The organism is Streptomyces sp. CA-146814 (assembly GCF_050942385.1).
In the GTDB taxonomy this organism is placed as follows: Bacteria; Actinomycetota; Actinomycetes; order Streptomycetales; family Streptomycetaceae; genus Streptomyces.
The window spans coordinates 4,278,573-4,293,078 of record NZ_CP192068.1 but is presented as its reverse complement, the minus strand read 5'-3'; the positions used below and the strand labels follow the sequence as shown (position 1 = coordinate 4,293,078).

Sequence of the window (14,506 nt, the reverse complement as noted above, 5' to 3'; positions counted from 1 at the left end):
GAACGTTCGCCTCGGGTAAGGCTCCCGACGGCCATCCGAACGTTACGAACTCCGGCGGCTCACCCGCCACCGGATTGACGCCCGCCGTCAATCGTCAGCGGCGCCCGTCACCCGCGCGGGCGCCCTGTCCGCCACGCGGGCGGGCGCGCGGAGGGCGCGCGGGTTCGATTACGCTCGAGCTCATGGCCGACGCACCGTACAAGCTGATCCTCCTCCGCCACGGCGAGAGCGAATGGAACGCGAAGAACCTGTTCACCGGTTGGGTGGACGTCAACCTCACCGAAAAGGGTGAGAAGGAAGCAGTCCGCGGCGGTGAGCTGCTCAAGGACGCCGGTCTGCTCCCCGACGTCCTGCACACCTCCCTCCAGCGCCGCGCGATCCGCACCGCGCAGCTGGCCCTGGAGTCCGCCGACCGCCTCTGGATCCCGGTCCGCCGCTCCTGGCGCCTGAACGAGCGCCACTACGGCGCACTCCAGGGCAAGGACAAGGCCCAGACGCTGGCGGAGTTCGGCGAGGAGCAGTTCATGCTCTGGCGCCGCTCGTACGACACCCCGCCGCCGCCGCTGGCCCGCGACGACGAGTACAGCCAGTTCGACGACGCGCGCTACGCGGACCTCCCGCCGGAGCTGCGCCCGGACACGGAGTGCCTGAAGGACGTCGTGGTCCGGATGCTCCCGTACTGGTTCGACAGCATCGTCCCCGACCTCCTGACCGGCCGCACGGTCCTGGTCGCCGCGCACGGCAACAGCCTCCGCGGTCTGGTGAAGCACCTGGACGGCATCTCGGACGAGGACATCTCGGGCCTCAACATCCCGACGGGCATCCCGCTCTCGTACGAACTGGACGCGGACTTCAAGCCGCTGAAGCCGGGCGGCACGTACCTGGACCCGGACGCGGCGAAGGCGGCCATCGAGGCCGTGAAGAACCAGGGCAAGAAGAAGTAGCCGAAGCGCGTTCCGAGCCCCTGCCCGCCGGTCCACCCGGCGGGCAGGGGCTCTTCGTCGTCCCCGGCCGTTCGCCGTCGGCCGGAGCCGGCCGCGACGTCCCGGCGACCGGTCCCTCCCGGCCCCTCCCGGTGTCAGAGCGAACGCAGGCTCCAGGGTCCGTCCGAGCGGACCATGACGTGGCCGGGGGCCGACAGGGTGATGCGCCCGCGCAGATCGCCCTCCCGCTCCGCCGCCGCGGGCCTCCCCCGCCGGTCCGTGACATGGATCCAGGACCAGTTCTCGGGCCCGTTCAGGGTGAAGGCGAAAGCGCGGCGCGATCCCTCCCAGCGCAGGAGCGCGGGCCCCGTGCCCCGGGTCTCCCCGGTGGAGGCGAGGGTACCGATCCGGTCCTGCGGCAGCGTGTCCAGATACCAGCGGGCCAGACCCGAGGAGCCCGAGCCGCTCCGCTTCACCAGGACATGGGTGAACTCGGCGGGGACAACGAACGGCAGGGCCTTCGACCCGTGGGTGGAGAGCCCGATCGCGGCGTCCTGGGAGCTGAGTTCGGGGGTGTCGATCACTCCGGTGACGCTGAACCAGCTGAACGGCCCCCCGGCCCTGATCGTGAGGAAGGCAGGTTCCCCGCCCTGTGGCGGGACGGGTACCAGCCGCCCCCGCCAGCCGCGTTCGGATACGACGCCGGCCGGCCCCTTGCGCTCCGGACCCATGTGCCCCCCTCTGCCCGTCGGTGGGCTCACCCTAGTGGGCGGGCCCACCGCCAGTAGGCGTGCCCGTCACGTCGAACCCCGCGCGAGCAGGCAAAGGTGACGGAAGGGCAGGTCGGGCAGGTCGGTTCTCGGGCGGGGCGGCGGGGCGTTCGCGTTCGCGGAGGGTGTGGGCGAACAGGCGGTCCGGGGCGAGGCCGAACACGTCTCGGCTCCGCACCGGTTGTACGCCCCCAGACCGAACTCCCGGCCGCACGCACTACGGTGACCCCAACAGGTAGCGGTCAACGGCAAGGAGATCGGGGAGAGCGATCATGGGCGAGTCTCTGAAGACCTTCGTCGGGGGTACCGAGGTCGAGGTGCCCAACAGCATCCCGGACATCCGGGCGGCCCTGCCCGAGGAGAGACGCGAGGAGTTCGACCTCGCCATCAACGAGGCCGGCGTCCACGAGATCTCGGCCGTCATGCGGCACTGGATGCTGGAGGCCGTTCCCGATCCCGAGGCCGAGAAGATCCTGGACCGGCTGGCGCAGGACGAGGCCGAGAGGCGGAGCGTCGCTTGAGCTTCCGCATCTCCTACGCCCCGCCCGCCGATGACACCCTGGCCAAGATGCGCGACGGGCAGTCCTTCCGGGACGAGATGGCCCGTACCTTGGGCAGGGAGCCGTACGGGCACGCCTCCTCCGCCGTCAAGAGCGAGCGCGACCGGCGCGAGGCCACCGTCTCCGGGGCCATCGTCCTCTACTACGTCTCCCGGTCCGTGCTGACCGTCACCGTCGTACGGCTCGTTCCTCTGCCCTGACATCAGGGCGCCGGGGCAGAGGGGGCGCGGAGGCGGATCAGCCGAGCTTCTTCGCCTGCGCCGCCACGACCTCTGTCGGCACGGTGAACTTCGCGCCGCCGTCGCCGCCCGCCGCCAGGTTGAAGGAAAGAAGCGTCGCCACGGTGCCCTCCTTGCGGAGCGCCACCAGCTTGAACGGCGCCTTCGCGCCCTCGTCGTCCTGGATGAGCGTCCAGGCCGCGGCCTCGTCGCCGCCGGTGACCTTCTCCTCGGTGACCGAGACGATCTTCTGCGGGGTGCCCGCGACCGTCGCGGTGAAGCCGCCCGCGCACTCCGCCGCGGCCTTCTTCAGCGCGGCGAACGTGTCCTGGCCCGCCGTAGCGTCGTACGCGTTCAGCGCGACGAAGGTGGACGTCAGGTCGAAGGCCGCCTTCAGGGCGCCCTCGGCCTCACCGTCCGTCATGTCCTCCAGCGACTTCTTGGCGCCCGCCTTCGGGTCCGTGATCACCTTGCGCTTGCTGGTGGCCTGCGAACCGGCCTCCGCCACCCCGTACATGGCGTGCACGATCGGCAGGCAGGCCGCCTTGTCGGCCTTCACGCCGTCCGCCGGGACCTCGTCGTCCGGGCCCGCCTTGGCGATCTTGTGGCCTTCCACGTCACCCTGCTTCAGCGACGCGGTCTCCAGCTCGGCGGCGCTGAGCGCCTCGGCCCCGGAGTCCTTCGGGGCCGAGCTGCTCCCGCTCGTGGCGGCGCCCTTGTCGTTCTTCCCGCCGCCCGTGTCGGTGCCGGCGTCGGACGAGCCGCCGCAGGCCGTGGCCAGCAGGGCCAGCGAGACCGCACAGGCGGCGAGGGCGGTACGGCGTACGGCGGTGGCGCGCATGGTTCTTCATCTCCGGGTCGAGGGTCGAGGGTCCGGGGTCGAGGAGCAACCGCCCTTCGCCCGTACGGCACTTCGACGCCGCCCGGGACGGACCGTCGCAGTGATCCACACTTTACGATCGAACCTGTGAGCGATGATCCGGCCGACGGGCCTCTCCCGTGATCGTGATTCGGCTGTGATCATCCTGTGAACGCACTGTGCGGCACCGCCGTACAACCCCACCCGCCGCGCCGCAGCCGGAAAGGGCGTCACCCTCATGTCCGACCAGACCTCGACCTCTCCCCTCCCCCGCATACTCCGCTCCCTCGGCGTCGGCGACCGCGGCCTCGCCTCCGCCACACCCCTCACCGGCGGCACGTACAACACCGTCACCCGCGTCACGCTCACCGACGGCCGTGACTGGGTGGTGAAGACGCCTCCGCCGCACTCCGGCGGCCTGCGGTACGAGCGGAACCTCCTCGTCAACGAGGCCACCTTCTACACCGCCGCCGCGCAGGCCGGCATCCGCGGCTCCGTGATCCCCCACGTCGTCCACAGCGAGCCGGATCCGACGGCCCCGACCGGCGCGTACCTCGTCATGACCGCCTGTCCCGGCCGCCCCTGGTACGAACTGGACGCGGCGGAGGACGCGGGCGACAAGGCCCGACTGCGTGACGAGGCTCGGCTGCGTACCGAACTCGGCTGCCTGGTAGGGCGGTTGCACACCATCACCGGATCCGGCGGCTTCGGCTACCCCGCCGCGCCGTTCGGGCCGCCCGCCGCCACCTGGCGTACCGCCTTCACCGCGATGACCGAGGCCGTGCTCGCCGACGCCGTGACGTACCGGGCACCGCTCCCGTACCCCGTCGACCGCATCCGTACGGTGCTGGCGCACGCCGCACCGGTCCTGGACGACGTCACCCGGCCCGCGCTCGTCCACTTCGACCTGTGGCAGGGGAACCTGCTGGTCACCGGGGAGCCGGGCGCGCGGGCGGTCGGCGGGATCATCGACGGCGAGCGGATGTTCTGGGGCGATCCGGTGGCCGACTTCGTCTCGCTCGCGCTCTTCGGAGAGCTGGAGGAGGACCGGGAGTTCCTCACCGGGTACGCCGAAGGGAGCGGGCGAGCCGTGGAGTTCAGCGATTCCGTACGGCTTCGACTTGCCCTGTACCGGAGTTACCTCTACCTCATCATGCTCGTCGAGACCGTGCCACGAGGCGTCGGTTCCGAAGCGGCGGAGGAGACACGGCAGTTGGTGGCGCCGCACCTCGTCGCGGCGCTGGACGCCGTCAGTCGCGCGGCGAACGCTCGATCAGGCGGCTGAACGCGTCGAGGTTGCGCGTCGACTCGCCGCGTGAGACGCGCCAGGCGTGCTCCTTGCGGATCGAGCCGGCGAAGCCCAGTTCGAGGAGGGTGTTGAACGAGTCGTCGGCCGCGTCCAGGACGACGCCGAGCAGCCGGTCCAGTTCGTCGGGCGTGACCACGGAGAGCGGCAGCCGGCCGGTCAGATAGATGTCGCCGAGCGGATCGATCGCGTAACTCACGCCGAAGAGGCGGAGGTTGTGCTCCAGGAGCCAGCGGTGCACCCCGGCCTCGTTCTCGTCCGGGTGGCGGATGACGAAGGCGTTGAGGGAGAGGGAGTGCTTGCCGACGATGAGCGAGCAGGTCGTCGAGAGCTTGCGGGTGCCGGGCAGGGTCACCACGTAGCTGCCGGGTGCGGGGCTCTCCCAGACCAGCTCGGCGTCGTTCAGCGTCGCCTCGATGACCTGGGCCGCTGCGGTTTCCTCGGGTACGTCAGCCATGCTGCGAGCGTACGTCAGCCCGGGGTGGCGGGCAGGAGGGGCTCAGCCGTGGTGGGTACGCGCCCGGCGGCGGTGGTCGGCCACCGCCGCTGTGTACACGTCGGCCGTGGCCGAGGCCGCCGTGTCCCAGCCGAAGGACTGCGCGTGCGCGGCGGCCGCCGCTCCCATCCGCTCCACGAGCTCCGGCGCGTCCGCGAACCGCGTCAGCGCGCGGGCGTACGCCTCCGGGTCGTGGCCCGGTATCAGAAAGCCGCTGACCCCGTCCCGTACCGCCACCGGCAGCCCGCCCACCGCCGCCGCGACCACCGGTGTACCGGCCGCCTGGGCCTCGATGGCGACCAGGCCGAAGGATTCGCTGTACGACGGCATGACCAGCACCGAAGCGGCCCGGAACCAGTCCGCCAGCCGGTCCTGGCCCACCGGCGGATGGAACCGTACGACATCGGCGATACCGAGCCGCGCGGCCAGCTTCTGGAGCCCTTCCGGCTTGGCGAGACCGCTGCCGCTCGGCCCGCCGACCACCGGCACCACGATCCGCGAGCGCAGCGACGGGTCCCGGTCCAACAGCACGGCGACCGCGCGCAGCAGCACGTCCGGGGCCTTCAGCGGCTGGATGCGGCCGGCGAAGAGCGGGATCAGCGCGTCCTGCGGCAGACCGAGCCGGGCCCGGGCGGCGGCGCGGCCGTCGGCCGTGCGGAAGCGGTCCAGGTTGACGCCCGGGTGCACGACGGCGACGGCAGCCGGGTCGGCGTCGTAGAAGCGGACCATCTCGTCGGCCTCCTCGGCGGTGTTGGCGATCAGCCGGTCGGAGGCGTGGACGATCTGGGTCTCGCCGATGACGCGGGCGGCCGGTTCGGGGGTGTCGCCGTGGGCGAGCGCGGCGTTCTTGACCTTGGCCATGGTGTGCATGGCGTGCACGAGCGGGACGCCCCAGCGCTGGGCGGCGAGCCAGCCGACCTGGCCGGAGAGCCAGTAGTGGGAGTGGACCAGGTCGTAGTAGCCGGGGCGCTGGCCGGCCCACGCCTGCATCACGCCGTGCGTGAAGGCGCAGAGCTGCGCGGGCAGGTCCTCCTTGGCGAGCCCCTCGTACGGCCCGGCGTCGACGTGCCGGACCAGGACGCCCGGCGCCAGCTCGACCTCGGGCGGCAGCGAACCGGTGGTGGCCCGGGTGAAGATCTCGACCTCGATGTTGATCGCGGCCAGGCGCTTGGCCAGCTCGACGATGTACACGTTCATCCCGCCCGCGTCGCCCGTGCCGGGCTGGTGCAGCGGTGAGGTGTGGACGGAGAGCATCGCGATGCGGCGCGGCCTGCGGGAGGAGCCCGGGAAGCCGCCGGGGAACCTGATGCGCGGGCCGGTCCGGGTGGACCCGAGCCGGGATACGTACTGGCTCACGTCGTCGGTCCTCCTCACTCCGGCCTTCTCAGGGGCTCAGGGCATGCCACGAAGGGGCGCGGGGCCCTCCGAAGGGCGAGAACAGCGGAATGCCGCCTTTCATTTCCGCTTTGCCAAATCATTACGGAGGCGGAGGGAGGCGGCATCCCCGCTCGGGCCCCTGGCGCTCCTGGGCACCCGCCCCTCCCCCGTCGCATACGCTCGCCGCATGCGCCAGCGCCCCATCGGCACCGCCACCCGCGGGACCACCAACCCGAACCGGCTGCGTCGCATGGACCGCTGGATCGCCGCCGCGCACGGTCCGGCGCTGCGCCGCGCGGAGACCCCGGTGGCCGTCGATCTCGGGTACGGGGCCGCGCCCTGGACCGCCGTCGAGCTGCTGGCCCGGCTGCGTACCGCCGAGCCCCGCACCGCCGTGGCGGGCGTCGAGATCGACCCGGAGCGGGTCGCGGCGGCGAAGCCGTACGAACGGGACGGGCTCACCTTCGTCCACGGCGGCTTCGAGGTCCCGCTGGCGGTGCGGCCCACGCTCATCCGGGCGGCGAACGTGCTGCGCCAGTACGAGGAGGGCCAGGTCGCCGAGGTCTGGGCGCGGCTCTGCTCCCGGCTCGCGCCGGACGGGCTCCTGGTGGAGGGGACCTGCGACGAGATCGGGCGCCGGCATGTGTGGGTGGCGCTGGGGCCGGAGGGGCCGCGGACGGTGACCTTCGCGACCCGGCTCGGTTCGCTGGAGCGCCCGTCCGACCTCGCCGAGCGGCTGCCGAAGGCGCTGATCCACCGGAACGTGCCGGGCGAGCCGGTCCACGCGTTCCTGCGCGACTTCGACCGGGCCTGGGCTGCGGCCTCGCCGTACGCGTCGCTCGGCGCCCGGCAGCGCTGGATCGCGGCGGTGCGGGCGCTGTCGGCGGACTGGCCGGTGACGGATGGCGTACGGCGGTGGCGGCAGGGCGAGGTGACGGTGCGGTGGGACGCGTTGCGGCCCGGGGCCGACCACTGAAAGATCACCCGATCGGGCGAAAGTATGCTCTTCCGGGGAACGACGGGAACGGCGTCTGCGTGTTGTTCGTCCTGAGGGTGGGGATCAAGAGGCGCGCGACACCGACCGCATCTGTCGCCGGACGGCGACTGCCTCTGTTGCTTTACGGGACGACATGGCACGATCGCGACGTTGCCTGAACGTTACTGATGGTAAGTCAGATGCACGCTATACGGCTTCTGTCGGTTCTGCCTTGCTTTGTGTTCTCGCTTGTGTTTCTTGCTTGTGTTTCTTGCTGGGGGAGCTTGTGAACCGACGCCACTGCGCCGCCGCGGCCATCACGCTGGTCTGCGCGCTGGGCCTGTTGACCGTTCCGGTCCAGGCGATGGCCGCACCGACGCCGGACTCGTCGCCGTCCCCTTCCGCCTCGGCGCCTGCGATGCCCGCCGCGCCCGCCGGGCCCGCCTCCTCCGAGAAGGATCTGGAGAAGATCCGCGAGCAGATAGAGACGCTCTACCGGAAGGCCGGAGCGGCGACGGACGCGTACAACCTGGCCGAGGAGCAGGCCAAGAAGCAGTCCGGCGAGATCGTGAAGCTGGCCAAGGCGATCGTCGACGGCCAGGCCCGGATAGCCGAGCTGAAGGACCGTGCCGGCGCCCAGGCGCGCGAGCAGTACCGCAACGGCGGCCTGCCGCCCGGCGCGCAGCTGGCCCTCAGCGACGACCCGCAGCTCTTCCTGGACGGCGTCAACAAGGTCCGCACCAGCCAGCAGGCGACCAAGACGGTCCTGGCCGAACTGAACCGGACCCAGGAGGACCTGGAGACGTACACCCAGGACGCCAGCACCAACTGGCAGAAGCTGGAGACGAACCGGGTCCGGCAGGCCAAGGCCAGGAAGAAGATCAACGCGCAGATAGCCGCGGCGGAGAAGCTCGAATCGCAGCTGGAGAAGGAGGAGCTGGCCCGGCTCCGCCAGCTGGAGCAGGACGCCGCGAACAGGGCCCAGTCCGCCTGGCTCGCCACCCGTCCCGCGCCGAACGCCGCCGTCAGCGGCGCGACGACCGCGGCCGGCGAGGCGGCGGTGGCCTTCGCGACCGCGCAGATAGGCAAGCCGTACGTATGGGGGGCGACGGGCCCCGGCTCGTACGACTGCTCGGGGCTGACCTCGCAGGCCTGGGCCGCGGCGGGCCGGCCGATCCCGCGCACCTCGCAGGAGCAGTGGCGGCTGCTGCCGCGCATCGACATCCAGGACATGCGCCCCGGCGACCTGATCATCTACCACGCCGACGCCAGCCACGTCGGGATGTACGTCGGCGACGGCGCGATCGTCCACTCCCCGCGCCCCGGCCGCAACGTCACGCTGGCGGGCGCGGGCTCGATGAAGATCCTGGGTGTGGTCCGGCCGGACCGGTAGGACGGCGGGGGTCCTCAGGGCGTACGTGAGCGGCGCCACGCCACGAACGCCGGAGCGGGCGGGCGCGGGTGATGTTTGTCATGGCCTCTCCCCCGCCCCTCTCGCGCCCCATCCCGCCGGATCCGTGCCGGGAAGCGGCTTATGGCGGCGCATATGACGGGGGCCGGTCCCCCTGCGCCATTCCGTTCTCCCGTCGGGGACCGCTATCGTCCCCGACTGGCGGTTCGTCGATCGGCGTCCCGCCGCGCCCTCGGGGGGAGGGGAGGACCCGAACCGATGCCCGTACCCGTACCGCAGCAACGTGACGTTCCCGCTGCGGAGACCAGCCATGGCGCCGACCACGGAGCCGCCCTCACCGTCCTCGTGATCGAGGACGACCCGGCGGGCAGCATCACGGGGCCGGAGCTCTCGGCGGCGGCCGGCACCCGGGTCCGTATCCGTACCGCCCGCAACCTCACCGAGGCCGACCGGCTGCTCACCGACGACGTCGACTGCATCCTGCTCGACCTCGCACTGCCCGTACCGGCCACCACCACAGCGACCACCGCCGCCCCCGCCGCTCCCGATCACCGGCCCGAGCCCGCGCCCGGCCGGGCCGACGAGCTGGCGGTCCTCACCCACGTCCTGCGGATCGCCCCGCTCCACGCGGTCCTCGTGCTGACCGCGCAGGACGACACGGAGCTGGCGGCCGAGGCGGTACGGGTCGGGGCGCAGGACTACCTCTTCCGCGGCGAGCTGGACGCGCGGGTGCTGAGCCGCGCCATCCGGTACGCCGTCGAGCGGAAGCGCGCCGACATCGCGCAGCACCAGCTGACGGAGTCCGGGCTGCGCGCCCAGGAGAACGCCCGGCTGGAACGCGGCCTCCTGCCGACCCCGCTCCTGGAGGGCTCCGACCTGAGCTTCGCCGCCCGCTACCGGCCCGGCCGCAGCCGCGCGCTCCTCGGCGGCGACTTCTACGACACCGTGCGCACCCCGGACGGCACGGTCCACGCGATGATCGGCGACGTCTGCGGCCACGGCCCGGACGAGGCGGCGCTCGGCGTCGAGCTGCGGATCGCCTGGCGCGCGCTGACGCTGGCCGGGCTCTGCGGGGACCAGCTGCTCTCCACGCTCCAGCAGGTGCTGGAGCACGAGCGGCAGAGCGAGGAGATCTTCGCGACGCTCTGCACCGTCGACATCGCGCCCGACGGCCGCCGCGCCGGGCTCTGCCTGGCCGGCCACCCGGCACCGCTGCTGGCCCGCCACGGCCGGCCGGCGCGGCTGCTCCCGTACGAGGACGGCGGCCCGGCGCTCGGGCTGCTGCCGCGCGCCCGGTGGCCGCGCCGCCAGGTGGAGCTGGGCGGGGAGTGGAGCCTGATGATGTACACGGACGGGCTGATCGAGGGCCGCGTCGGAGCGGGCTCCCGGCAGCGGCTCGGTCAGGACGGCATGGTCGCGATGGTCAACAGCCGGCTGGAGCAGGGGCTGACGGGCGAGGACCTGCTGGAGGCCGCGGTCGCCGAGGTGCGCGCGCTGAACGGCGGGGAGCTGACGGACGACGTCGCGGTGCTGCTGCTGGGCCGTGACCCGGAGCGGATACGGCGACGGGGCCGGAGCGCCTCGCGCCCCGGCCCCGTACCTCCTGCCGCTCCTTCTCCTGCAGCTACTTCTCCTGCAGCTACTTCTCCCGCCGCTGCGGCGAGCGCTCAGCGCCCGCCGTTGTACGGCCCGTAGGGCCCGTCACTGCTGGAACCGCCCCGCCGGCCACCGCCGCCACCGCCCGAGACCTCCTTGAGCGCGGGCCGTACGTCGACCATGAACACGATCGACGCGACCACGCCCGCGAGCTGGAGGAAGAGGAACGGGATGAGCAGGTTCACGGCGACGGCGACGCCGAGGATGATCAGCCAGAAGGACTTCTTCTTCTTGTCGGCGGCCCGGTAGGCGTCCTCCCGGGCGGTCGCCGCGAAGACGAAGGCGACCACGGCCAGCACCAGCATGCCCAGGTAGAGCAGCTGGAGGAGGGTGCCGAACCCTGAGAGCAACATGGTGTGAACCGCCTAGTGAGTGGATGAGCGCCCTGCGACCGAGAAGGCCAAGGTACCGGGACAACGAACCGGCCACCGGTAAAGGTGCCCGCCTCGCGCCCCGGTCACGCTTCGCAGGTACCCGCTTTCGGGCCCCGGTCACGCTTCGTACGTACGGAACGGAGCCGCCGGGTCACTTGCCGGCGGGCGGCGGGGTCTTCTTGGCGGCGGGCTTGCGCGGAGCGGGCGCCTTCTTGGCGGGCGCGGCCTTGGCCTCGGCGCCGGGCGCTGGCTTCACGACGGCGGGCTTCACCGCGGTCGGCTTGGGCGCGCTCTTGGTCGTGGCGGCGGGCTTCGGCTCGCTCTTGGCCGCGGGCTTCGGCTCGGCCTCCACGACGGCGGCGATCTCGACGATCTCGTCGGCCGTCTCGCCCCGCCAGGTCCGCACGGCCTGCTCACCGTGGACGGCGACCTTCTCGTACGTCTCACGAGCGCGCACCGCGTACTCGGCGGCGATGCCGACACTGCGCAGGGCCAGATCCTGAGCGTTCTCGCCCAGCTTCTTCAGGTCGGCGGCGTCGAGCGCCCCGAACACCTCGGTGACCTTCGCCTGCACGGTGGCCTGGGCCTCCTTGGCCTGTGCGGTCACCTTCTCCTGCACGACCTTGGGGTCGGTGTTGCGTACCGCCTCGAACCGCTCGGGCGCCTCGGCCCGCAGCTGCTCGATCAGCGCCGGAACCTTGAGCGCCTGCTGCACGGCGAGGTCGGCCGTGCCGGCGGCGAAGTAGAGGGGGGTGCGGTCGGTGAGGGTCTTGCGCAGGTCATCGGTGATGGCCATGACTGTGGTCCTCCCGGATCATCAGAACCAGCTGCTACTAGCTGTGAGGGTTGTCGTCTTTTCTGGCATCGGCCTTGAGCGCCTCGTCCACGACGGGCGTCTCACGCACCTCGTCCGTCGCGTCCGTCGCGCCCGCCTCGTCCGTTTCGGGCACGAACCCGTTCTCGCGGCGGAAGGAGTCGTAGATCTGCAGCAGGACGTTCTTCTGCCGCTCGTTGATCGACGGATCGGCCAGAATCACCGCCCGCGTCTCCAGCTCCTCCCGCTCCCGCTCGTCGAGGATTCCCGCCCGTACGTAGAGGGTCTCGGCCGAGATCCGCAGCGCCTTGGCGACCTGCTGCAGCACGTCCGCACTGGGCTTGCGCAGGCCGCGCTCGATCTGGCTGAGGTAGGGGTTCGACACCCCGGCGGCATCGGCGAGCTGCCGCAACGAGAGCTGCGCGGCATTGCGCTGCTCCCGGAGGTACTCACCGAGATTGCCGACGTTGAGTGATGCCATGACTCGATACTGCAACACCCGCGCTAACTATTGCAAGCGCATGCTTGCAAAAGTGTCGCGCGCCACGGGTGCGGAGGTTGTGACTGCTCGCCGTAGTGGTCACTGGGAGCGAGGTCGTCGAGGGCTCGTGGCGCTCCTCTGCGCACGATGACGTTGACGTCCTGGCCGGAGGCGGCTCGGGTGGAGAGCTGACGCTCTCCCCATGAACGCGTAGTGCTACGTAAACTCGCTCCAGCTCTCCAACTGGTCTACATGGGGGATGAGATGAGCATTCGCACCTTACGTACGGCCTCGCGGATCGTCGGCCGGCGTACCGCCCTGCGCTACCTCGCGATCGGCGCCGGCGCGGCGTTCCTGGCAGCGTGCGGCAAGGACAAGCCGTCGACACAGCCTTCCGACGCCCCGCCCTCGGATGGCTCGTCGAAGACCCCTGGCGGGCAGGGCGTGATCGAGCGTTCCGTGGAAGCCTTCCTCACGGGCGCCTGGACCATCAGGACCACCATGCCCGGCGGCCAGACCATTCAGGGCAGAGCGACCGTGCAGGGCCAGGAGGAGGCGAACGGAAGCTGGACCATCGAATGGGACGGTGAGGCCGGCACCTGGAAGGGAGGGTTCGTCCTCCGTGGCGGCCATCTGATGATGCAGGTCAACGAGGGCCCCAAGCAGGGCGCCGAGGGCGCCGCCTCCGCCCACGAGGTACCCGGCACAGTGGGAGACGGCTTCGAGCTGACCCTGCCCTGGCAGCCTCCGGAGGCGGGTGGCACCGGCGACGGCCAGCGGCTTTCGGTCGATTACGCGAAGAACACCCTCACCATCCGCCACATCGAAGCCTCGGGCAGCACGACCATCCACACCGCCACCCGGGCCTGACACCGAGGACATGCCCCGCAAAGCCCCGCCGACCGTCCCGGAAGCGACAACTAGCGCGCACATACAGTGACAGAAGGCGCTGCGATCCCGGGAGAGCGTTCCTGGTCGGCGGGCATCACCGGTGACAACTATCGCTGCGAGTCACAGGGGTGTTGTGACTCGCAGCGACGACTGTCACTTCGCAGGGGTTTCTGTCAGCAGCCGTCCGTAGCCGTCGAGCGGTGAGCCATGACGGCTCAGCTGGAACCTGAGATCCACCCCTCAGCGTTGCAGTCAGCCCGAGCGCGCGTTCTATCGTCCCGCAGGCGGGCTTAGAACCTGGCCGGTTCCGCTGTCAGTGGCTCCCCGCACGGTCTGCGTATGGTTGATCAGCAGTGGAGCGGTGTTCGTCAGCGTGTAGTCGCGTTGCGCGCCCAGCCATCGAGCGGCAAGGTGTTCGGCTCCCTCGGGCACAGGTGGGTCTTGGAAGATCCACTGACCGATGACGGGCTTGCCGAGCTCGAAGCGCAGGTAGGCGTGCGGCTGCCGGACGACTACCGGAGCTTCCTCACCCGCGTGGGCGCCGGCGGCGCGGGTCCCGCATACGGCCTCTTCCCCGTTCGCCGCCACTTCCGGAACATCCTGGTCGACGGCCGACGCCTCTACTTCGCCGACTACGGCCGCGCCGTCTCGTCCCGGTTCGACCTGTCCCCGGCCGGCCACGTCGCGGCTGAGCGGTGAGGCCGACACGGTCACTGCCGTGGCACCACCGCACGGCCGGGTGGGCGAGCCACCTACGCCGGCCCGCCGCCGACTGCTCGCCGGACTCGCCGCACGCTGACGGCCGGCGGGGTCAGCAATCGCTCCGCCACCGCGTGAGAGCCGCGTAGTCCGCCTCCGTAAGGCCGTGGCGAGGATCGACGTGGTGGAGGAGTGATCGTCCTGCGTGGTGCTCCTCCACCCACGTCCGGTCGGCCTCCGTGATCTCGTCGTCCACCCAGGCGAAGGCGCGGCCGGCCGCCCGGTCGACCAAGGCGCGAGTCTTCCAGTGGAGGCCCTTCTGCTCATCCTCAGCGGAATCCTCCGGCCAGGGCACCACAGGCAGCTCCGGCAGGCCCAGCCAAGGCGCGATGCACTCGTTGGCGTCGGCCATCCACGTCGTCGCCCACACCAACTCGTAACCCAGCGCGGCCAGTCGCGGGCCGTGCGCCGGGTCGATCCTGGTCAGGAGCGGGTTGGCGGCAGCGGCCTGGGGGCCCGCGGCCGGGTGAGACGGGCGGTACGTCGGATATCCGTCCGGGTACTGCTGCGGCGTCCCCCCGAACGGGATGAGAGGTCCGTCGACGTCCAGGAACAGAAGCGGGCGCTGGTCGGTGCTGGTCACGGCCGCACGGTAGCCGCCCTACCCCCTGTCCACCTTTTTGTGCGTACTGGGC

At 71.4% G+C, this 14,506-nt stretch carries 17 protein-coding genes; 9 read left to right on the top strand and 8 right to left on the bottom strand.

All coding sequences use genetic code 11. The features are described 5' to 3' along the window. The first annotated feature begins 182 nt into the window (after nt 1-182). A complete protein-coding gene (locus ACQP09_RS19070) occupies nt 183-944 on the top strand; it encodes a phosphoglyceromutase (RefSeq protein WP_030566751.1) in 762 nt (253 codons plus the stop codon). A 134-nt stretch (nt 945-1,078) separates the two neighbouring features. On the opposite strand, the gene ACQP09_RS19065 is transcribed toward ACQP09_RS19070, so the two are convergent. Continuing rightward, on the bottom strand, nt 1,079-1,507 hold the full coding sequence (locus tag ACQP09_RS19065; RefSeq protein ID WP_433401276.1) for a hypothetical protein: 429 nt from the start codon (nt 1,505-1,507) through the stop codon (nt 1,079-1,081). Nucleotides 1,508-1,965: 458 nt separating this feature from the next. Between ACQP09_RS19065 and ACQP09_RS19060 the strand changes: the two genes are divergently transcribed. Continuing rightward, nucleotides 1,966-2,214, top strand: coding sequence for a hypothetical protein (locus ACQP09_RS19060; protein WP_356755694.1), 249 nt, complete (start codon nt 1,966-1,968; stop codon nt 2,212-2,214). Continuing rightward, on the top strand, nt 2,211-2,453 hold the full coding sequence (locus ACQP09_RS19055) for a hypothetical protein (protein ID WP_018511077.1): 243 nt from the start codon (nt 2,211-2,213) through the stop codon (nt 2,451-2,453). The genes ACQP09_RS19060 and ACQP09_RS19055 overlap by 4 nt, the downstream gene beginning before the upstream one ends. 37 nt (nt 2,454-2,490) lie before the next feature. Here ACQP09_RS19055 and ACQP09_RS19050 read toward each other — a convergent pair whose 3' ends face one another. Next, nucleotides 2,491-3,312, bottom strand: coding sequence for a hypothetical protein (locus ACQP09_RS19050; RefSeq protein ID WP_433401273.1), 822 nt, complete (start codon nt 3,310-3,312; stop codon nt 2,491-2,493). Nucleotides 3,313-3,568: 256 nt separating this feature from the next. On the opposite strand from ACQP09_RS19050, the gene ACQP09_RS19045 reads away from it, so the two are divergent. Continuing rightward, nucleotides 3,569-4,615 carry a phosphotransferase family protein gene (locus ACQP09_RS19045; protein WP_433401270.1) on the top strand — a complete coding sequence of 349 codons (1,047 nt, stop codon included), beginning with the start codon at nt 3,569-3,571 and terminating at the stop codon, nt 4,613-4,615. Here the strand turns inward: ACQP09_RS19045 and ACQP09_RS19040 are convergent. Both ACQP09_RS19040 and mshA read right to left on the bottom strand, forming a co-directional pair. Continuing rightward, the gene (locus ACQP09_RS19040; RefSeq protein ID WP_433401267.1) at nt 4,581-5,093 is read right to left on the bottom strand and encodes a YbjN domain-containing protein; all 513 of its coding nucleotides are present in this window, start codon (nt 5,091-5,093) and stop codon (nt 4,581-4,583) included. The two genes, ACQP09_RS19045 and ACQP09_RS19040, sit on opposite strands and share 35 nt — an antisense overlap. Before the next feature lie 42 nt (nt 5,094-5,135). Next, the gene (gene mshA / locus ACQP09_RS19035; RefSeq protein ID WP_433401264.1) at nt 5,136-6,488 is read right to left on the bottom strand and encodes a D-inositol-3-phosphate glycosyltransferase; all 1,353 of its coding nucleotides are present in this window, start codon (nt 6,486-6,488) and stop codon (nt 5,136-5,138) included. A gap of 208 nt (nt 6,489-6,696) precedes the next feature. On the opposite strand from mshA, the gene ACQP09_RS19030 reads away from it, so the two are divergent. From ACQP09_RS19030 to ACQP09_RS19020, 3 genes are all read left to right on the top strand, one after another. Further along, the gene (locus ACQP09_RS19030) at nt 6,697-7,485 is read left to right on the top strand and encodes a class I SAM-dependent methyltransferase (protein ID WP_433401261.1); all 789 of its coding nucleotides are present in this window, start codon (nt 6,697-6,699) and stop codon (nt 7,483-7,485) included. A 286-nt stretch (nt 7,486-7,771) separates the two neighbouring features. Beyond that, nucleotides 7,772-8,878, top strand: a complete 1,107-nt coding sequence (locus ACQP09_RS19025) for an NlpC/P60 family protein (protein WP_433401259.1) — start codon at nt 7,772-7,774, stop codon at nt 8,876-8,878. Nucleotides 8,879-9,154: 276 nt separating this feature from the next. Continuing rightward, the gene (locus tag ACQP09_RS19020; protein WP_433401257.1) at nt 9,155-10,591 is read left to right on the top strand and encodes a PP2C family protein-serine/threonine phosphatase; all 1,437 of its coding nucleotides are present in this window, start codon (nt 9,155-9,157) and stop codon (nt 10,589-10,591) included. On the opposite strand, the gene ACQP09_RS19015 is transcribed toward ACQP09_RS19020, so the two are convergent. The 3 genes from ACQP09_RS19015 to ACQP09_RS19005 all read right to left on the bottom strand — a co-directional run bounded on the left by ACQP09_RS19015 (nt 10,564) and on the right by ACQP09_RS19005 (nt 12,221). Next, a complete protein-coding gene (locus ACQP09_RS19015; protein ID WP_356831154.1) occupies nt 10,564-10,905 on the bottom strand; it encodes a DUF2516 family protein in 342 nt (113 codons plus the stop codon). The two genes, ACQP09_RS19020 and ACQP09_RS19015, sit on opposite strands and share 28 nt — an antisense overlap. A 172-nt stretch (nt 10,906-11,077) precedes the next feature. Then, nucleotides 11,078-11,722, bottom strand: a complete 645-nt coding sequence (locus tag ACQP09_RS19010; RefSeq protein WP_433401254.1) for a hypothetical protein — start codon at nt 11,720-11,722, stop codon at nt 11,078-11,080. Between the two features lie 37 nt (nt 11,723-11,759). Continuing rightward, nucleotides 11,760-12,221 (bottom strand): helix-turn-helix domain-containing protein, encoded by a 462-nt coding sequence (locus tag ACQP09_RS19005; protein WP_433401251.1) that lies wholly within the window; start codon nt 12,219-12,221, stop codon nt 11,760-11,762. A gap of 264 nt (nt 12,222-12,485) precedes the next feature. On the opposite strand from ACQP09_RS19005, the gene ACQP09_RS19000 reads away from it, so the two are divergent. Then, complete coding sequence (locus ACQP09_RS19000; RefSeq protein WP_433401248.1) at nt 12,486-13,091, top strand: hypothetical protein; 606 nt, start codon at nt 12,486-12,488, stop codon at nt 13,089-13,091. 360 nt (nt 13,092-13,451) lie between these two features. Further along, nucleotides 13,452-13,811 carry an SMI1/KNR4 family protein gene (locus tag ACQP09_RS18995; protein WP_433401245.1) on the top strand — a complete coding sequence of 120 codons (360 nt, stop codon included), beginning with the start codon at nt 13,452-13,454 and terminating at the stop codon, nt 13,809-13,811. 112 nt (nt 13,812-13,923) lie between these two features. Here the strand turns inward: ACQP09_RS18995 and ACQP09_RS18990 are convergent, their stop codons facing one another. Further along, a complete protein-coding gene (locus ACQP09_RS18990) occupies nt 13,924-14,454 on the bottom strand; it encodes an HAD domain-containing protein (protein WP_433401242.1) in 531 nt (176 codons plus the stop codon). Between the last annotated feature and the right edge of the window lie 52 nt (nt 14,455-14,506).